16 protein-coding genes are annotated in these 18,583 nt (G+C 58.1%); 2 read left to right on the forward strand and 14 right to left on the reverse strand.

Annotated features, from left to right (window positions below; genetic code table 11):
• The first annotated feature begins 2 nt into the window (after positions 1-2).
• Positions 3-263: a class I ribonucleotide reductase maintenance protein YfaE gene (gene yfaE / locus AC6I8V_RS13850; protein ID WP_497842835.1), complete on the forward strand. Its 261-nt coding sequence runs from the start codon at positions 3-5 to the stop codon at positions 261-263.
• 108 nt (positions 264-371) lie between these two features.
• Here the strand turns inward: yfaE and AC6I8V_RS13855 are convergent, their stop codons facing one another.
• Both AC6I8V_RS13855 and elaB read right to left on the reverse strand, forming a co-directional pair.
• Positions 372-1,568 carry a nicotinamide mononucleotide deamidase-related protein YfaY gene (locus tag AC6I8V_RS13855; RefSeq protein WP_497842836.1) on the reverse strand — a complete coding sequence of 399 codons (1,197 nt, stop codon included), beginning with the start codon at positions 1,566-1,568 and terminating at the stop codon, positions 372-374.
• Positions 1,569-1,710: 142 nt separating this feature from the next.
• Positions 1,711-2,019: a stress response protein ElaB gene (gene elaB, locus AC6I8V_RS13860; protein WP_497842838.1), complete on the reverse strand. Its 309-nt coding sequence runs from the start codon at positions 2,017-2,019 to the stop codon at positions 1,711-1,713.
• Between the two features lie 308 nt (positions 2,020-2,327).
• On the opposite strand from elaB, the gene AC6I8V_RS13865 reads away from it, so the two are divergent.
• Complete coding sequence (locus AC6I8V_RS13865) at positions 2,328-3,986, forward strand: glucan biosynthesis protein D (protein ID WP_497842839.1); 1,659 nt, start codon at positions 2,328-2,330, stop codon at positions 3,984-3,986.
• Here AC6I8V_RS13865 and AC6I8V_RS13870 read toward each other — a convergent pair whose 3' ends face one another.
• The 12 genes from AC6I8V_RS13870 to nuoE all read right to left on the reverse strand — a co-directional run bounded on the left by AC6I8V_RS13870 (position 3,987) and on the right by nuoE (position 18,582).
• Positions 3,987-5,138: an MFS transporter gene (locus AC6I8V_RS13870; RefSeq protein WP_497842840.1), complete on the reverse strand. Its 1,152-nt coding sequence runs from the start codon at positions 5,136-5,138 to the stop codon at positions 3,987-3,989.
• Complete coding sequence (locus tag AC6I8V_RS13875) at positions 5,135-6,481, reverse strand: HdeD family acid-resistance protein (RefSeq protein WP_497842841.1); 1,347 nt, start codon at positions 6,479-6,481, stop codon at positions 5,135-5,137. Before AC6I8V_RS13875 ends, AC6I8V_RS13870 begins: the two co-directional genes overlap by 4 nt.
• Positions 6,482-6,599: 118 nt before the next feature.
• On the reverse strand, positions 6,600-8,057 hold the full coding sequence (gene nuoN / locus AC6I8V_RS13880) for an NADH-quinone oxidoreductase subunit NuoN (protein ID WP_497842842.1): 1,458 nt from the start codon (positions 8,055-8,057) through the stop codon (positions 6,600-6,602).
• A 6-nt stretch (positions 8,058-8,063) separates the two neighbouring features.
• On the reverse strand, positions 8,064-9,584 hold the full coding sequence (gene nuoM, locus AC6I8V_RS13885) for an NADH-quinone oxidoreductase subunit M (RefSeq protein ID WP_497842843.1): 1,521 nt from the start codon (positions 9,582-9,584) through the stop codon (positions 8,064-8,066).
• Positions 9,585-9,672: 88 nt separating this feature from the next.
• A complete protein-coding gene (gene nuoL, locus AC6I8V_RS13890) occupies positions 9,673-11,508 on the reverse strand; it encodes an NADH-quinone oxidoreductase subunit L (protein WP_497842844.1) in 1,836 nt (611 codons plus the stop codon).
• A complete protein-coding gene (nuoK, locus tag AC6I8V_RS13895) occupies positions 11,505-11,807 on the reverse strand; it encodes an NADH-quinone oxidoreductase subunit NuoK (RefSeq protein WP_013509877.1) in 303 nt (100 codons plus the stop codon). The genes nuoL and nuoK overlap by 4 nt, the downstream gene beginning before the upstream one ends.
• Positions 11,804-12,355 (reverse strand): NADH-quinone oxidoreductase subunit J, encoded by a 552-nt coding sequence (gene nuoJ, locus AC6I8V_RS13900; RefSeq protein WP_497842845.1) that lies wholly within the window; start codon positions 12,353-12,355, stop codon positions 11,804-11,806. The genes nuoK and nuoJ overlap by 4 nt, the downstream gene beginning before the upstream one ends.
• A 10-nt stretch (positions 12,356-12,365) precedes the next feature.
• On the reverse strand, positions 12,366-12,908 hold the full coding sequence (gene nuoI / locus AC6I8V_RS13905; protein ID WP_497842846.1) for an NADH-quinone oxidoreductase subunit NuoI: 543 nt from the start codon (positions 12,906-12,908) through the stop codon (positions 12,366-12,368).
• An 11-nt stretch (positions 12,909-12,919) separates the two neighbouring features.
• Complete coding sequence (gene nuoH / locus AC6I8V_RS13910; protein WP_497842847.1) at positions 12,920-13,897, reverse strand: NADH-quinone oxidoreductase subunit NuoH; 978 nt, start codon at positions 13,895-13,897, stop codon at positions 12,920-12,922.
• Positions 13,894-16,617 carry an NADH-quinone oxidoreductase subunit NuoG gene (gene nuoG, locus AC6I8V_RS13915; RefSeq protein ID WP_497842848.1) on the reverse strand — a complete coding sequence of 908 codons (2,724 nt, stop codon included), beginning with the start codon at positions 16,615-16,617 and terminating at the stop codon, positions 13,894-13,896. Before nuoG ends, nuoH begins: the two co-directional genes overlap by 4 nt.
• A 106-nt stretch (positions 16,618-16,723) precedes the next feature.
• The gene (nuoF, locus tag AC6I8V_RS13920) at positions 16,724-18,064 is read right to left on the reverse strand and encodes an NADH-quinone oxidoreductase subunit NuoF (RefSeq protein ID WP_497845844.1); all 1,341 of its coding nucleotides are present in this window, start codon (positions 18,062-18,064) and stop codon (positions 16,724-16,726) included.
• Positions 18,065-18,066: 2 nt separating this feature from the next.
• Positions 18,067-18,582, reverse strand: coding sequence for an NADH-quinone oxidoreductase subunit NuoE (gene nuoE, locus AC6I8V_RS13925; RefSeq protein WP_497842849.1), 516 nt, complete (start codon positions 18,580-18,582; stop codon positions 18,067-18,069).
• Position 18,583: the final 1 nt, after the last annotated feature.

Here is an 18,583-nt window from a genome sequence, read left to right on the forward strand (position 1 = left end):
GGATGAGTCGTTCCGTCGTGATTCTGCGCAGCTCCGGCACCCGGCTGGAGTGCGCAGAAGATCATCCCAATCTGCTGACGACGCTGGAAGCGCATAATGTGTGCGTTGAGTTTCAGTGCCGTGAAGGCTATTGCGGCTCCTGCCGGATGCGCCTGCTGAAGGGTGAAGTGCAGTACGCCGAGACGCCGCTGGCGTTTATTCAGCAGGGCGAGTTTTTGCCCTGCTGCTGTAAAGCCAAAGGCGAGATTGAGATCGAGCTGTAATGACCAGGTCGGCATCAATGCCGACCCTACATTCGATGGCGCGTATTCATTGCGCCAGGTCGGCATCAGATAATTGTAGGGTGCGCATTTATGCGCACCTGGTAACCGCTAAATCTTCACCGTCTCCAGCACATCAACCCAGCCGTGCCCGGTGCTGACTTCGCTGCCGTGCAGCCAGCGGCGCAGCATATTCATCGCCATCATCGCCACCACCTTCTGCCGCGTTTCCACGTTATGACGCCCGTGCGTAAACTTCACGCGCTGGCCCCAGCTGGCTTCCGGCGTATGCAGCGCCACCGACACTTCGCCGTCATCGAGATGACCAACAGACAATGCCAGGGCGCTTCCCTGCTGTGCCGCCAGGGCGCGGGTACGTCCGACCTGGCTCTCAAGATCTTCAGACTGCGCCGGCAAAATTTCGGCGGCGCTCAGCGGAACCCCGGCTGACGCCAGCTGCCAGTGCAGTAAACCGGCGGTGTAACGCTCGCTGGTCGCCAGACGCAACCCCCGTTCGGTTAACTGACGCGCCAGCAGACCTGGCAGCCCTTCGGTGCCCTCGAAGATGGTACATTCCGCCAGTTGCAGCCTGACCTGCTGCCACACCTGCTCCATCGCCACACGCTGGCTGGCTGGCCCGGTCAGTTTGATTTCAATAATCGGCATTGAGGAGCGATAACCCATCACCACGCCGTCGGGCAGCGGTAACGGCTCCAGCTCCGCCGCCAGATCGCTTTCGCCACGACCAAAGGTGGTCAGACGCAGGCACAGCGGCGGCTCCGGCAGTTCAAAGCGCGCCTTGAGGCGCGGCAGAATCTCCTGTTCCACCATCACCTTAAATTCCGACGGTACGCCGGGGGTGAAGAAGATCCAGCAGCGATTGAGTTGCAGCGCAAAGCCACAGGCGGTGCCCACCGGGTTATCGATCAATTCGGCATTTGCCGGGATTTCGGCCTGCTTGCGGTTGCCCGGCGCCATCACCCGTCCGCGGCTGGCAAACCAGGCTTCCATTTTCTCCAGCCACGCCTGTTGCAGCACCAGGCCGGTGCCGCTGGCTGTGGCGGCCGCCTGAGCGCTAAGGTCGTCGCTGGTTGGCCCAAGGCCACCATTCACAATCAGCACGTCGGCGACCTGGCTGCGGCTTTGCAGCGCCTCCACCAGCGAGGTCATGGCATCGCCCACCGTGCTGCGGCTGGTCATCGGCAGCCCATGCTGGAACAGCACATCGGCCAGCCAGGCGGCGTTGGTATCGACAATCTGTCCATGCAACACTTCATCGCCCGTTGAGAGCATTTCAACTCGTATCACGTTTTATTCTCCTTATCCCTGTCGCCTTACTGTAGGAAGTGCGTGACAGAAACACAATCGCCGTGGATGCGGAAGCGGAGGATTTCAGGCGGAGAGAGAGGCGGGAAAGGATGGGCGCGAGAGGTTCGCGCCCGGTAAACCATTAACGGCGAGCCAGCAACAGGCCGACAAACAGGCCGGCAGCCGCGCCGATACCTATCCCCTGCCAGGGTTTTTCATGCACATAATCATCGGCGCGGTAAGCGGCTTTTTTCGCCCGATAATAGTAGCTGTCAGAGGCCTGACTGACGCGTGATTTCACATCTTCCAGCGCCTGCTCGGCTTTGCTTTTCAGTTCAATGTATTTCTGATCGGCCGGATCGCCTGACGAACGCAACACTTCTTCCAGCGTTTCGGTCAGCAAGGCCAGATCGTCATCAAGGCGGGTTTCAAATTGATCTGTAGATGACACTATGCAGTTCCTCCATGTATTTAACTTACCTGTGGGTTAACTATAGTCACTAAACGCCGGTTAGGGGCGCGCAGCGGCCAGGAATCCCCCGAGTTTTACCGGCAAAGCGCAAAGTTATGCCATCTGAGCGGGGCAGCGCTGAAATCTGCTTCGTTTCTTTGATTAATCTGATAAATTTTCTTCGGACTGAATTTTTCAACTCCAAGGCTGTCGTAACCCCCTGTAGCCTGACGCTATCAGGTCTGAAAGGCGTGCATCATGCACGACAGTCACATTAAACCCGAGCAGCTAAGGATTAGATTTCTGGCATGAATCGTAGAAAGTTTATGAAAGCGTCAATGGCCCTCTCCGCCCTGAGCGGTGTGACGGGCTTGTCCACGCTGTTTGCACAGTCCGCCTGGGCAGAGGATGGCATCGCAGACGGTACCGCGGTTCGCTTCGATTTCGATGCATTGAAAAAGAAAGCCGCCGCACTGGCAAAACAGCCCTGGGGCGGCGCACCAGGTCCGCTGCCTGACACCCTGGCCAATCTGACCCCGCAGGCCTATAACGAAATTCAGTACGACGCCAATCACTCGCTGTGGAACAACATCCCGAATCGCGAACTGGACGTGCAATTTTTCCACGTCGGTATGGGCTTCAAACGCCGTATCCGTATGTTCTCCGTGGATGCCGACAGCCGTGAAGCGCGTGAAATTCACTTCCGCCCCGAATTGTTCAACTACAATAACGCCAACGTTGATACCAAACAGCTGGTCGGCAAAACCGATCTCGGTTTTGCCGGTTTCCGCGCGTTTAAAAAACCGGAACTGGCGCGCCGCGATATCGTTTCTTTCCTTGGCGCGAGCTACTTCCGCGCGGTAGATGATACCTACCAGTATGGCCTTTCGGCGCGCGGCGTGGCGGTTAATACCTTCAGCAACGGCCATGAAGAGTTTCCGGACTTCACCGCCTTCTGGTTTGAAACCCCGAAAGCCGAAGACACCACTTTTGTGGTCTACGCCCTGCTGGATGGCGCCAGCGTCACCGGCGCGTACAAATTCACCATCCACTGTGAAGCGGAACGCGTGGTGATGGAGGTGGAAAACCACCTGTTCGCCCGTAACGAGATCCGTCAGTTGGGTATCGCCCCGATGACCAGTATGTTCAGCTGCGGCACCAACGAGCGCCGGATGTGCAATACCTATCATCCGCAGATCCACGACTCCGATCGTCTGGCGATGTGGACCGGTAACGGTGAATGGATTGCCCGCCCGCTGAACAACCCGCAGCGTCTGCAATTTAATGCCTATCAGGATGAAAACCCGCGCGGTTTCGGCCTGTTGCAGCTGAATCATGACTTTAAAGATTATCAGGATGTGATTGGCTGGTATGACAAACGCCCGAGCCTGTGGGTGGAGCCAATTGGCAAATGGGGTAAAGGGGCCATCAACCTGATGGAGATCCCGACCACCGGCGAAACGCTGGATAACGTGGTCTGCTTCTGGCAGCCCGCCACGCCGGTAAAAGCCGGTAGCGAGTTCAGCTTCCAGTACAAACTTTACTGGAGCAGCCTGCCGCCGGTACGTAGCGGTCTGGCGCGTGTTGATGCCACCCGCACCGGCATTGGCGGCTTCCCGGAAGGCTGGGCGCCAGGCGAACACTTCCCGGAACAATGGAGCCGTCGCTTTGCGATTGATTTCGTGGGTGGCGATCTGAAGGCCGCTGCGCCGAAGGGTATCGAGCCGGTGATCACCGTATCAGCCGGTACCATCAAACAGGTCGAGATTCTGTTTGTCGAGCCGCTGAATGGCTACCGCATTCTGTTTGACTGGTACCCCAACAGCGACTCCACCAAACCGGTGGATATGCGTCTGTTCCTGCGTACCAAAGACGAAACCCTGAGCGAAACCTGGCTGTATCAGTACTTCCCGCCGCCGCCGGACCAGCGTAAATACGTTGACGATCGGCAGATGACGCCGGGTTAATTAATCACGGCGAGACGATTCTCGCCGTTTTTTTTTGCCCTGACCGGGTCGTTGCAGCAACGCAAAACCGGTAAAGAACGCGCACAGCAGCGCCGCCAGCCAGGGTAATCCGTGTAAGGTCAGCGACATCGCCGCCCCGCCCAATGCCGGTCCAGCCACCGCCCCCAGCCCCCACGCCACCGACAATGCGGCATAGGCGCCCGCTAATTCCGTCCCCTGAAAACGCTGCCCAATCAGGGTGATGATCACCGTGTAGATGCCGACAAACACCCCACCCCAGCAGAACAACAGCACCCGCGCCAGCCACAGCGATTGCAGCGCCAGCGGCCATACCAGCGCGCCGAGGGTCGATAACGCCGCCAGCACCACCACCAGATGATGGCGATCAACGCGATCGGCCAGCCAGCCGATCGGCAGCTGCCAGACAATCGCGCCCACCATCAGAAGGGTAATCAGCGAGGTGGCCTGCGCTTCTGACCAGCCAAGATTGATGGCGTAAATCGCCAGCAGATTCATCCCGGCGGCTTCCAGCGCCGCATTGAGGAGGGTCGCCGCCAGCGCCAGCGGCAATAACCGCAGCCAGCGTGACAGCCTGCGCGGCTCGCTGGCGTCGGCGCTGAGACGCAGCGCACCCGAGCCGCACAGGGTGATCGCTGCCAGCAGCGCGAACAGCGCGCCGGTGATAAACGCCCCGCCCCCGCTGCCCTGTAACGTCAGAATAAACGGCCCCAGCGCAAATCCCAGCGACAGCATCGCGGTGTAAGTCGCCAGCATCTTTGCCCGATTACGATCTTCACTTTGCTGGTTGAGCCAGGTTTCGGTGACCACCAGAATCACTTCAGTCGCCATTCCCAGCAGCAGGCGCAGGATAAAGCTGCTCCACAGCGGCAGCAGCGGAAACGCGGCAAGCAACAGCGCCGCCATTATCAGCGCGCCGATAAGCAGGATTTTCGCTGAAAAGCGGCGGCACAGCGCAGGCAGCCACGGCGCGATAAGTAACACGCCAACCGCGTGCATCGCCGCATTGATGCCGATCTGCGCCTCGCTGTAACCAGCGGCCGCCAGGCGCAGCGCAATCAGCGGCGCGCTTAAACCGTAGGTCAGGCCAAAAATGGAAACGGCCAGCAGCACCACTGCGCGGTTGCGTGTCATTTGATGATGCTGCGCGAAGGGGCGCGTTTCTGCTGCCACAGGGCATAACGCAGCCGCACGCCCTGCCACAAGCGTGCCAGCCAAAAGGTGCTGGGTTGCGGCTCAATCACGCGTTTCAGCAGGCGGACATAATCCAGTACCAGTCCGGGCGTCCAGGTCATCTCTTCCGCCCGGCCGCGCACCACCCCTAATAACCAGAAATTGGGATCGCTGAATAATTTCAGCCCGGCGTAGGGTTGCTGCGCCAGGATGCCCTCAAGTGCCACATCTAAGGCCTGAATCACCGCCGATGAACAGTTGCGCGCCGTCAGATTGTAGGTGCTGTCGGCGCTGTAGCTGCGCCAGTAATTTTGCAGCGCTTGCTGGTTGTAATGCGGGAAGCGGATCTGCTGATCCGGCGCGCACCAGTCGGCAATTTCAGTCGCCAGCGAAGGCAGAAAACGCCCCGCCACATCATTGTGCTCGCCCGCGCGCAGCACGGCGCGGAAGTTGCTGCTGTCGCGGTCAATTTCGTCGCGTGGATAATGGCTGATATACAGATCGTCACCCGCCTCTATCGCCGCATGGCCGGTTGAGACCACGCCATTGTGATCCACCGCGGCAATATAGCGACCCACCAGCCGGTAACGCTCGCGCAGCCCGCCGGAACCCAGTGGCGTCCAGATATAGACCGTCAACGGCAGCGACGGCGCATGGGCGGGAAACGGCGGATGCGCGTAGCGGCTGCTGTGCCATTGCCGCAATCCTCCCGCCCGGAACAGCGGCAGTGTGGTCACGGTGCTGTTGTCGGTGAGCAAATGCGCCTGTCGCGCCATCTGCAACAGGGTGGTGCCAATGCTGAGCAGCAGCAAGGCGAAGCATAATGGCACGGCGATATGGTGGTGAAACGGCCAGTCACTGAGGATCAGAATGCTGATAAACCACTCCATCACCCCGGTGAGGCACTGCTTACGCCAGCGCACCCCGCGCAGCACGATGGCTGCGACAAAGCGGAACAGGCCATCGATCAGAAAAGCGATGCCAAACAGCACGGCGGAGACATCGTTGTTATCTTGCGGAATATTGAGGATCAGAAAGCCGACGAAGAAAAATCCCAGCGCTTTCAGCACAGTCAGCCCGGCGATGCGCATCTCCCTGAGCAGCGCCAGCGCCAGCTGCACCACCCCTTCGATAATGAACAGGATGGCGAGCATATCCAGCGGCACAGAAAGCAAACCATCGCTGCCGATGTCATAGAGGATCAGGGCGGAGAGCAGCAGCAGAGCCGCGCCTCCGCAAGCCAGCCAATACCAGCGCCTGCGCAGCACCTGAGCGCCGGTAAGCAGGAAGATCAACTTGATCACAGGACCTCTGCGCTTTGCTCCAAACACTGCTTAAAAATTAGCAACCGGCGGCAGGATTGTCAGATTACGGGCAAAAAAAATCAGGCCCGAAGGCCTGATTTATCTGTATCCATGCTGCTTACATCAGCGGCTGGGCCATTTGCACCAGGGTGATGAGCGGCTGCGGATAGACACCGAGCAGCAGCACCAGAATGGCGGAAATCAGCACTACCACACCGCCTGCGGTAAACGCCCAGTTGGCTGGGGTATCGCGGGTGTGCAGCTCAGGCGGGCTGAGGTACAGACTGACGGTGACGCGCAGATAGTAGTACAGACCGATGGCGCTACCCGCCACCACTGCGCCCGTCAGCCACCACAGGTGGGCGTGCACACCGGACGCGATCACGTAGAACTTACCAATAAAGCCCAGCGTCATCGGGATACCCGCCAGTGACAACATCATGATGGTCATTACCGCCGACAGAATCGGACGGTGCCAGAACAGACCACGATAGGAGTACAGGGTATCGGCATCAGGACCCCGGTACGGGCTGGACATCAGGCTGACCACGCCGAACGCGCCCAGGCTGCTGAACAGGTAACCCGCCAGGTAGACCCCGGTGGTTTCCAGCGACAGCTGATGGGTTTTCACCGTAATCAACGCCACCAGCAGATAACCAAGGTGCGCGATGGAGGAGTAACCCAGCAGACGTTTGATGTTGCTCTGCGAAATCGCCATCAGGTTACCGAACAGGATGGAGACGAAGGCAATCACGCCCAGCACGGTACGTACCGCTTCGCTATCGGTCACCGGCGCGTACATAAACAGACGCATGATGACCGCGAAGATGGCGATTTTGCTGGCGGTAGCGAGGAAGGTCGATACCGGCGCAGGCGCGCCCTGGTAAACATCCGGCGTCCACAGATGGAACGGCACCAGCGACAGTTTGAAGCCGAGGCCGATAATCATCATGCCAAGGCCCACCAACAGCAGTGGCTGCTGAATCATGCTGTCATTCAGGCTTTTGCCCAGCTGGATAAAGCTCAGGCTGCCGGAGTCAGCATAAATCAGCGCGATACCAAACAGCAGGAACGATGACGCCGCCGCCGACAGGATGGTGTATTTCAGTGCCGCTTCCAGCGAACGTTTCTGGCGGAAGGCGTAACCAATCAGACCAAACAGCGGCAGGGACAGCAGTTCAATACCGATAAACAGCGATGCCAGATGGTTAGCGCTGGCCAGCACGATCCCACCCAATGCAGCAATCAGCACCAGCAGATAGAACTCATCTTTGTTGTCCGGAAAACCGGCCAGCCACGGATAAGCAAAGGTGCAGGTCGCCAGACTCGCCAGCATCACCAGCCCGGTATAAAAGGTTGAGTAACCATCAGAGCGCAGCAGCGGCGTGACATCCATCGCCCCCAGGTGGCCGACAAACCACAGGGAAAGCAGCGCCAGGTTAAGTCCAATGACCGTCAGCGTGGCATTAACAAAGTGGTTGCGTCGCCAGGCAATGGACAGCATCACAACCACCACCGTCAATCCGACGATCAACAGTGGCAGTAACGCGATCAATTGTTGAGGAGTTATTGTCATGGCGAATTACGGCCTTGTAGTTGAAATTGAAGCGGTAAACCACTGCTGAATATTGCTCATTGCAGCATGGGAGGTGTCGAGGATCGGCTGAGGATAAACACCCAGCAGCACCAGCAGCACCACCAAAACCATGATCATAATGAACTCACGCGGTGACATCCCTGGCAACGGTGCCTGCGATTTCGCTTCACCGTAGTAAGCCCGTTGCATCATGATGAGTGAGTACACCGACGCGAACACCAGACCAAAAGTCGCAATCACAATGATGACCGGCACCACCTGGAAGCTGCCGGTGAGAATCATAAATTCTCCGGCAAAGTTACCGGTGCCCGGCATCCCCAGATTCGCCACCGCAAAGAACAGCGACAGACCCGGAATCCATTTGATACGTGACCACAAACCCCCCATCTGACGCATGTCACGGGTATGCAGACGTTCATACAGCTGGCCGCACAGGATGAAGAGTGCCGCGGCGGACAGGCCGTGGGCAATCATCTGAATGACCGCGCCCTGGAACGCCAGCTGGCTGCCGGTGTAGATAGCAATCAGCACGAAGCCCATATGTGAAATGGAGGTGTAGGCAATCAGGCGTTTGATATCGGTTTGGGCGAACGCCATCCAGGCACCGTAGAAGATACCGATAATGCCCAGCCACATGGCGATTGGCGCGAACTCAGCCGAAGCATGGGGGAACAGCGGCAGGCTGAAGCGCAGCAGACCATAGGCCGCGGTTTTCAGCAGGATCCCGGCGAGGTCAACGGAACCTGCGGTCGGTGCCTGACTGTGCGCGTCCGGCAACCAGCCATGCAACGGCACTACCGGCATTTTCACCGCGAAGGCGATGAAGAAGCCCAGCATCAGCAGATATTCCACGGTATGGGACATCGGCGTTTTCAGCAGTTCTTCATAGCTGAATGTCCAGACCCCGGTGGCGTTGTAGTGCACGAACACCAGCGCCAGGATGGCAATCAGCATCACCAGACCTGAAGCCTGGGTATAAATAAAGAACTTGGTCGCCGCGGTAATACGGGTTTTACCGTCCGACGCTTTGTGACCCCAGAGCGCGATGAGGAAGTACATCGGCACCAGCATCAGTTCCCAGAAGAAGAAGAACAGGAACATATCGATGGAGAGGAACACGCCAATCACGCCACCGAGGATCCACATCAGGTTGAGGTGGAAAAAGCCCTGATACTTCTCGATTTCATTCCAGGAGCAGAGCACCGCCATCAGACCGAGCAGACCGGTCAGCACCACCATCAGCAGTGACAGACCGTCAATCGCCAGATGGAAATTGATGCCGAAGCGCGGTATCCAGGCTAACGAGAAGCTCGATTGCCACTGCGGCATTCCCGCTGCCTGCGTTAATGAATAGCCTCCCTGCAACCACAGCTGCAGCGAAAGCGCCAGCGTCAGCCCCATGGTGATCAGGGCTATCCAGCGCGGCACTTTCGCGCCAAGGCGCTCAGCCAGCCAGCACAACAAGCCACCGACGAAGGGGATTATAATTAGCCAAGGTAATAACACGGCGTACTTCCCTTTTTGCTGCCTGACTTCAGGCAATTTTTAGACATTCTTTATTGGAGTGAGCCACGCTCACCCCGCTCATCACTCTTTAGACCACCAGCATCAGCGCCAGCACCACCACGGCACCGACACTCATGGACGCCACGTACCAGCGCAGATAACCGTTTTCGCTGACCACCAGGCCTTTGTTGCCAATGCGCGAAATCAGGGCTGGCAGGTTCATCAGCGAATTCAGCGGATCACGATGCAGCAGCCAGGCGATACCGAGGTACGGCTTAACGAACACTTTGTCGTACAGCCAGTCGAAGCCCCAGGCCGCGAACCACCAGGTACCGAAGAAACGACCCGGTGCGCTGTTAGCAACGCTGGTCACCAGCTGACGTTTGCCCAGCCACAGCGCGGCGGCGATCAGGATGCCGACGATGGCAACCACGCCAGAGGTGATTTCAAGCGCCGTTTTGCCGCCTTCGCCAAACTCGTTCTGCGGCAGTACGCCCGCCAGCGGTGGCGTAATCAGCGCACCGACGAAGGTCGACAGCACCAGCAGCACAATCAGCGGCAGATGATGAGTAATGCCTTTACCGGCATGTGCATGAATTTTCTCTTCACCGTGGAACACGATGAAAATCATGCGGAAGGTATAGATAGAGGTCAGGAACGCCCCTACCAGACCGGCGACCATCAGATTGATGTGTCCATTCGCCAGCGCGCCGAACAGGATGGCATCTTTACTGTAGAAGCCTGCGGTAATCAGCGGCAGCGCAGCCAGCGCGGCGCCACCGACCAGGAAGCAGACATACACCAGCGGGATGCTCTTACGCAGACCACCCATTTTGAAGATGTTTTGCTCGTGGTGGCAGGCCAGAATCACCGAACCGGATGAGAGGAACAGCAGCGCTTTGAAGAACGCATGGGTCATCAGGTGGAAAATCGCCGCATCCCACGCCTGAACACCGAGCGCCAGGAACATGTAGCCGATCTGACTCATGGTGGAGTAAGCCAGCACACGTTTGATGTCGGTCTGCACCAGCGCGGCGAAGCCCGCCAGCACCAGGGTAATGGCACCAACGATGCCTACCAGATGCAGCACTTCCGGCGTCAGCAGGAACAGGCCGTGGGTACGGGCGATCAGATAGACACCCGCGGTCACCATGGTGGCGGCGTGGATCAGCGCTGAAACCGGCGTCGGACCGGCCATCGCATCCGCCAGCCACGTCTGCAACGGCAGCTGAGCCGATTTACCAACCGCGCCACCCAGCAGCATCAGGGTTGCCCATTGCAGCATATGGTTGTCGGCGGTGAAGTGCGCCGGCGCCAGTTCCACCAGCTCGCGGAAGTTCAGCGTGCCGAGTTCGTTGTAGAGAATGAACAGCGCGAAAGCGAGGAACACATCACCCACACGGGTAATGATAAACGCTTTCATCGCCGCTTTGCCGTTCTCCGGGTTGCTGAAGTAGAAACCGATCAGCAGGTATGAACACAGCCCCACCCCTTCCCAGCCGAGATACATCAGCATCAGGTTATCGGCCAGCACCAGAACCACCATGCTGGCGATAAACAGGTTGGTGTAAGCGAAGAAGCGTGAGTAGCCCTCTTCACCGCGCATGTACCAGGAGGCGAACATGTGGATGAAGAAACCCACGCCCGTGACTACCGAAAGCATGGTCAGCGACAGGCCATCCAGCACCAGGTTGACCTTGATGTCGAAGTTGCCGACGTGCATCCAGGTCCATAACGCCTGGGTAAACGGCTGCTGTCCCTGGCTGAAGAAGTCAACGCCAACATAGATAGTGGTCAGGGCCGCCAGACCGACTGAACCCATGCCCACTGCGGCTGACAGGTTCTCCGACCAGCGACCACGGGAAAATGCCAACAGCACAAAGCCAATCAGCGGAAATAAAACGGTTAAGTAGAGAAGATTCATCCGCGCATCTCGCTCACAGTGTCAATGTTCAGCGTCTGACGACGACGATAGAGCTGGAGCAGCAGCGCCAGACCGATACTCGCTTCCGCCGCCGCGAGGCTGATCGCCAGGATATACATCACCTGGCCGTCCGCTTGTCCCCAGTAGCTGCCTGCCACCACCAGCGCCAGCGCTGCGGCGTTGATCATGATCTCCAGACCAATCAGCATAAACAGCAGGTTACGGCGCAGTACCAGTGAGGTCAGGCCAAGAACAAACAGCACAGCAGCCAGAATCAGGCCGTGTTGTAACGGGATCATGCGTGCTCCTCCTTATTCGCTTGCGTCTCAGCCGGGCGATTGCTTAACACCTCGCCCTGACGCTCCTCACGTCCGATATGGAAGGCCACCACCAGGCCAGCCAGCAGCAGCATTGACGCCAGCTCCACCGCCAGAACATAGGGACCAAACAGGCTGATACCCACCGCTTTAGCGTCGATAACCGTGCCATCGATACCCTGATCGTGCGCGGTGCTGATGGCATAAATCATCACCACCAGCAGCAGCAGGGAAACGATGCCAGGACCAATCCACAGCGACGGCTTCAGCCACTCGCGTTCCTGATCCTGCTGAGATTTACCCAGGTTCAGCATCATCACCACGAACACGAACAGCACCATAATGGCGCCAGCGTAGACGATGATTTCCAGCGCACCGGCAAAGTAGGCGCCCATCGAGAAGAACACGCCAGCAATCGACAGCAGCGAAACAATCAGGTACAGCAGCGCATGTACCGGATTGGTGTGAGTGATAACGCGTAGCGTCGTCAGCACCGCCACCAGTCCGCAAAGATAAAACGCAAATTCCATACCTGGCTCCTTAAGGTAACAGGCCTTTGACGTCGATAGGTTTGGCTTCGTTTTCCGCGTCGCCTTTACCCTTGCCGTCAATTGCCATACCCGCCATGCGGTAGAAGTTGTACTCCGGATATTTACCCGGACCGGAGATCAACAGATCCTGTTTTTCGTACACCAGATCCTGACGCTTAAACTCACCCAGTTCGAAATCCGGGGTCAGCTGGATAGCGGTAGTCGGACAGGCTTCTTCGCACAGGCCACAGAAAATGCAGCGTGAAAAGTTGATGCGGAAGAATTCCGGATACCAGCGACCATCCTTCGTCTCGGCTTTTTGCAGCGAAATACAGCCGACAGGACAGGCTACCGCACACAGGTTACAGGCAACGCAGCGCTCCTCGCCGTCCGGATCGCGCGTCAGCACGATGCGGCCACGGTAGCGCGGCGGCAGATACACCGGTTCTTCCGGGTACATCTGGGTTTCGCGTTTGGCGAAGGCATGCATGCCTATCATCCAGATACTGCGCACTGTCGTGCCGAAGCCAACGACAATATCTTTTAAAGTCATCTCAAAACCCCTTACTGCGCGGTGTACAGAATCACTGCCGCAGTCGCCAGCAGGTTCAACAGCGTCAACGGCAGACACACTTTCCAGCCGAACGACAGCACCTGGTCATAGCGTGGACGCGGAAGCGCAGCACGAATCAGAATAAACATCGTCATGAAAAACGCGGTTTTAATGGCGAACCAGATAAACGGCGGCAGGAATGGACCCTGCCAGCCACCGAAGAACAGCGTGACAATCAGCGCTGATACGGTGGTGATCGCCACGTATTCACCCACGAAGAACAGACCGAATTTCATACCGGCATATTCGATGTGGTAACCATCGGCCAGCTCCTGCTCCGCTTCCGGCTGGTCAAACGGGTGACGGTGACACACCGCGACGCCCGCGATACAGAAAGTGATGAAGCCGAAGAACTGCGGAATGATGTTCCACAGGTGCGCCTGACTTTCGACGATGGCATTCAGGTTGAATGAACCCGCCTGCGCCACCACGCCCATCAGCGACAGGCCGAGGAACACTTCGTAGCTCAGGGTCTGTGCCGAAGCACGCATCGCACCGAGCAGCGAGTATTTGTTGTTACTCGACCAGCCCGCGAACAGCACCGCATACACCGCCAGACCGGCCATCATCAGGAAGAACAGCAGACCGATATTCAGGTCTGTCACCATCCAGGTCGGAGAAACCGGCACGATAGCGAAGGCCAGCAGCAGTGAAACAAATGCAATCACCGGTGCCAGGGTAAAGATGAAGCGGTCGGTAAAGGGCGGAACCCAGTCCTCTTTAAAGAACATTTTGATCATGTCCGCTGCTAATTGCAGCGAACCGCCCCAACCCACGCGGTTTGGTCCGTAACGGTTCTGCCAGAGGCCGAGCAGACGGCGCTCGGCAAAACTCATAAAGGCACCGCAGGCCACCACCACCAGCAGGATGACGATGGCTTTGACGATGCTAATCAGGATCTCAATAACGTCCGGTGTCAGCCAGCTCATTGCGCCGCCTCCTGCAGTTTGTCAATTTGCGCACCTGAGAGGAACGGCGGCACACCCGGCATACCGAGCGGCAGACCGATCTGACCGGCCTGCAACGAGGCAGAGAAGCGCACCGGCAGATGCAGGGTTTCACCGGCACACACCAGCTCAACGGCAGCACCGTTATTCACGCCCAGTTTCTCGGCATCGGCGGGGTTAATCACCAGCGTCGCTGGCGCCATACGCTTCTGGAACACCGGCGAGCGCTGGGTCATCTCCTCACTACCGAACAGCTGATAGTAAGGGGCGACGCGCCACTGGCTGCCGCCGACGAAGCTGTCAGGGATGGTGCTAAACCACGGCAGCGAACCGTCAACGGCTTCAAACAGACGCACGCCCGGATCGCCATTGCGCAGCTTGCCGCCCACTTCGGCCTGGAACTTGTTCCATGCCTGCGGGGAGTTCCAGCCTGGCGCCCAGGCAAACGGAATCTGCGAACGCGCTGCGCCCGGCTGGTTGTTACCTTCCATCGAGAAGGCGAACATGGTGTCCTGATCCTGCGGCTGACGCGGTTCGTGCACGCTGATATTGGCGCGCGCAGCGGTACGGCCGCTGGCACGATGCGGAGAACGCGCCAGTTTCTGTCCACGGATACGGAAGCTGGCGTCTGGCGCCGCGTCTTTGATCCCTTTCAGCTGCGGGAGTGCCGCAACCACGGCATCGATCACATGGTCCAGTTGGGTCCAGTCGATGTGACGGCTTTCGACGGTGCTGTGCAGCGAATGCAGCCAGCGCCAGCTCTCCAGCATCACAATGCTGTTGTCGTAGTAAGCCGGATCGAACACCTGGAAGAAACGCTGTGCGCGGCCTTCGTGGTTGATCGAGGTGCCGTCGCTTTCGGCAAAGCTGGCGGTGGAGAACACCAGATTGGCTTTTTCCAGCGTGGCCGTGCGTTGATGGTCAACGACGATCACGTTAGCGGCTTTGGCCAGCGCAGCATCTACGGTCGCTTTCGGCGCATGACGGTAGAGGTCGTTTTCCATTACCACCAGCGTATCGGCGTCGCCGTTGCTCAGCTGCTCCAGCGCGCTATCCAGCGATGCGCCGCCCATCAGGCCAAGGCCGATGCTGTTGGCGGCGGAAGCCAGCAGCGTGATGCCGACATCGGCACCGCGCGCTTTCAGCGCTTTGGCAACGTTGGCGGCCGCTGCAATCATCTCCGTGCTACCTGAGTGGGTACCGGAGATAATCAGCGGTTTCTTCGCCCCTGCCAGCGCCTGGACAACCACGTCCAGTTTGCCATTCAGGCTGCTGTCAAAGTTGCTGACGGCGGGTGCGGTTTCGTCCAGCGCATTGGCGATGGCAAAACCGAGACGCGCCTGGTCTTCCACCGGCGCGCGGTAGCTCCATGCGGCGATATCATCCAGACGGGTTTCATCAACGTTCGTCACGAACAGCGGATGTTTGGCGTGCTGACCGATATTGAGGATCGCCGCAATCTGCCAGTCGGCCACTTTCTGCGCCGCCGCCATTTCACGCGCTTTGCCTTTCACGGCCTGACGCACCGAGAGTGCCACACGGGCGCCGACCTGGGTCAGATCTTCACCCAGTACCAGCACCGCATCGTAGCTTTCGATTTCACGCAGTGACGGAGTGTAGATGCCGCCTTCGCGCAGCACCTGCAACATCAGCTCAAGACGCGCCTGCTCACCTGCGGGCATACCGGTGGAGAAGTTTTCTGCGCCAACCAGTTCGCGCAGCGCAAAGTTGCTTTCAATGCTGGCGCGCGGCGAGCCGATACCGATCACTTTTTTCGCCTGACGTAACACGTCGGCGGCGGCGTTTACCGCCTGCTCGGCATTCAGCGTGACCCAGTCATTACCGCGCAGTTGCACCGGATGGTGCGGACGATCTTTGCGGTTGACGTAGCCGTAGCCAAAGCGGCCACGGTCACACAGGAAATAGTGGTTCACCGTGCCGTTGTAACGGTTTTCGATACGACGCAGTTCGCCATAACGCTCGCCGGGGCTGGTGTTACAGCCGACGCTGCATTGCTGGCAGATGCTCGGAGCAAACTGCATGTCCCATTTACGGTTGTAACGCTCGGAGTGCGTTTTATCGGTAAATACGCCGGTCGGACAGATTTCGACCAGGTTACCGGAGAATTCGCTTTCCAGCGTGCCATCTTCCGGGCGACCGAAATAGACGTTGTCATGCGCGCCGTAAACACCGAGGTCTTTACCGTCTGCGTAATCTTTGTAGTAACGCACGCAACGGTAACAGGCGATGCAACGGTTCATCTCATGAGAAATGAACGGACCGAGATCCTGGTTCTGGTGAGTACGTTTGGTGAAGCGATAGCGACGGAAGCTGTGGCCCGTCATTACCGTCATATCCTGAAGGTGACAGTTACCGCCCTCTTCACACACCGGACAGTCGTGCGGGTGGTTGGTCATCAGCCATTCCACCACGCTTTCGCGAAACTCTTTCGCTTCGCCATCGTCGATGGAGATAAAGGTGCCGTCAGAGGCCGGTGTCATGCAGGACATAACAAGGCGACCGCGGGTATCTTCGGCATTCTGGAATTGCTTCACCGCACACTGGCGGCAGGCACCCACGCTTCCCAGCGCCGGATGCCAGCAAAAATAAGGAATATCAAGCCCCAGGGAGAGACAAGCCTGTAGCAGGTTGTCCGACCCATTCACTTCATACTCTTTACCGTCTACATGGATTGTAGCCATAGTGAATATGCTTCCGTAAGGCCCGTCCTGGGACGAGCGTTAAACATCTCTTTCTTCCCCGGCGCGATACTCTCGCCCCTGAGGTAATCCGTGTTACGGCGGTTGATTACCAGCGCGCTTTCAGCAGGTTCGGCTGGATACCGCCGATGGCACGGGTATTGCCAAACACCTGCGGCGCAATGCCAGCTTCAAACTCTTCACGGAAATATTTAATGGCGCTTTGCAGTGGCTCGACCGCACCTGGCGCATGCGCACAGAAGGTTTTACCTGGGCCAAGCTGGCGGCAAAGCTGTTGCAGGGTTTCGATATCACCCGGCTGACCTTGCTTTTGCTCCAGCGCGCGCAGGATCTTCACGCTCCACGGCAGACCATCGCGGCACGGCGTACACCAGCCGCAGGATTCGCGGGCGAAGAACTCTTCCAGATTGCGCACCAGCGACACCATGTTGATCTCATGGTCAACCGCCATCGCCAGCGCCGTACCCAGACGACTGCCGGCTTTACCAATGCTGGCAAACTCCATCGGCAGGTCGAGGTGTTGATCGGTCAGGAAGTCAGTACCTGCGCCGCCAGGCTGCCAGGCTTTGAATTTCAGGCCATCGCGCATACCACCAGCGTAATCTTCCAGAATTTCACGCGCGGTGATGCCAAACGGCAGCTCCCAGACGCCTGGATTTTTCACGCGGCCGGAGAAGCCCATCATCTTGGTGCCGGTATCGTCACTTTTAGAGATGTTCTTGTACCAGTCCACGCCGTTCAGGAAGATGGCCGGAACGTTCGACAGGGTTTCCACGTTGTTCACACAGGTCGGTTTGCCCCATACACCGGCACTGGCCGGGAACGGAGGCTTGGAGCGCGGGTTAGCGCGGCGTCCTTCCAGTGAGTTGATCAGCGCGGTCTCTTCACCACAGATATAGCGCCCGGCTCCGGTATGCACGATCAGTTCGAAATCAAACCCGGTGCCGAGAATGTTTTTACCGAGGAAACCGGCTTCCGTTGCTTCGGCAATCGCGCGGCGCAGATGCACTGCGGCTTCGATGTACTCGCCACGCAGGAAGATATAGCCACGGTAGGCTTTCAGCGCAAAGGCGCTGATCAGCATACCTTCCACCAGCTGATGCGGCAGTTGCTCCATCAGCAGACGGTCTTTATAGGTGCCCGGCTCCATTTCATCCGCGTTACACAGCAGGTAACGGATGTTCATGGATTCGTCTTTCGGCATCAGGCTCCACTTCAGGCCGGTGTTAAAGCCTGCACCGCCACGCCCTTTCAGACCGGAGTCTTTCACGGCCGCAACGATTTCGTCCTGGCTCATGCCTTTCAGCGCTTTCTCAGCACCGACGTAACCGTTTTTACTGCGATACTCATCGATCCATACCGGCTGCTTGTCGTCACGCAGACGCCAGGTCAGTGGATGGGTTTCGGCAGTACGAATGATCTGTTTGATGGTCATTGATACTGCTCCAGTAAAGTGGCGATACCTTCCGGCGTCAGATGAACGTGCGTGTCTTCATCCACCATCATGGTCGGGCCTTTATCGCAGTTACCCAGGCAGCAGGTCGGCAGCAGCGTAAAGCGGCCATCCGGCGTGGTCTGGCCCGGTTTGATATGCAGATTTTGCTCCAGCGCGGCCTGAATCCCCTGATAACCGGTGATATGGCACACCACGCTGTCGCAATAGCGAATCACATGACGCCCTACCGGCTGGCGATAGATCTGGCTGTAGAAGGTCGCAACGCCTTCAACGTCGCTGGCCGGAATACCGAGTACGTCAGCAATGGCGTTGATGGCGCCATCAGGCACCCAGCCACGCTGCTTCTGCACGATCTTCAGCGCTTCAATAGAAGCCGCACGCGCATCTTCGTAATGGTGTTTTTCGTGCTCGATTGCGTGGTGCTCGGCCTCGCTCAGCACAAAGACCTCATTCGGGTCGATCGTTTGGATGGCAATTTTTTGATCGTGCATA

This window comes from Pantoea sp. X-Soil-TKNS-1207, assembly GCF_059730485.1.

Excerpts from the sequence above, each read along its gene's own strand:
- nuoH (WP_497842847.1), bottom strand. The coding sequence starts at position 13,897 with ATGAGCTGGCTGACACCGGACGTTATTGAGATCCTGATTAGCATCGTC.
- nuoK (WP_013509877.1), bottom strand. The coding sequence starts at position 11,807 with ATGATCCCGTTACAACACGGCCTGATTCTGGCTGCTGTGCTGTTTGTT.
- nuoE (WP_497842849.1), bottom strand. The coding sequence starts at position 18,582 with ATGCACGATCAAAAAATTGCCATCCAAACGATCGACCCGAATGAGGTC.
- AC6I8V_RS13870 (WP_497842840.1), bottom strand. The coding sequence starts at position 5,138 with ATGACACGCAACCGCGCAGTGGTGCTGCTGGCCGTTTCCATTTTTGGC.
- nuoJ (WP_497842845.1), bottom strand. The coding sequence starts at position 12,355 with ATGGAATTTGCGTTTTATCTTTGCGGACTGGTGGCGGTGCTGACGACG.
- nuoG (WP_497842848.1), bottom strand. The coding sequence starts at position 16,617 with ATGGCTACAATCCATGTAGACGGTAAAGAGTATGAAGTGAATGGGTCG.
- nuoI (WP_497842846.1), bottom strand. The coding sequence starts at position 12,908 with ATGACTTTAAAAGATATTGTCGTTGGCTTCGGCACGACAGTGCGCAGT.
- yfaE (WP_497842835.1), top strand. The coding sequence starts at position 3 with ATGAGTCGTTCCGTCGTGATTCTGCGCAGCTCCGGCACCCGGCTGGAG.
- AC6I8V_RS13865 (WP_497842839.1), top strand. The coding sequence starts at position 2,328 with ATGAATCGTAGAAAGTTTATGAAAGCGTCAATGGCCCTCTCCGCCCTG.
- nuoN (WP_497842842.1), bottom strand. The coding sequence starts at position 8,057 with ATGACAATAACTCCTCAACAATTGATCGCGTTACTGCCACTGTTGATC.
- nuoL (WP_497842844.1), bottom strand. The coding sequence starts at position 11,508 with ATGAATCTTCTCTACTTAACCGTTTTATTTCCGCTGATTGGCTTTGTG.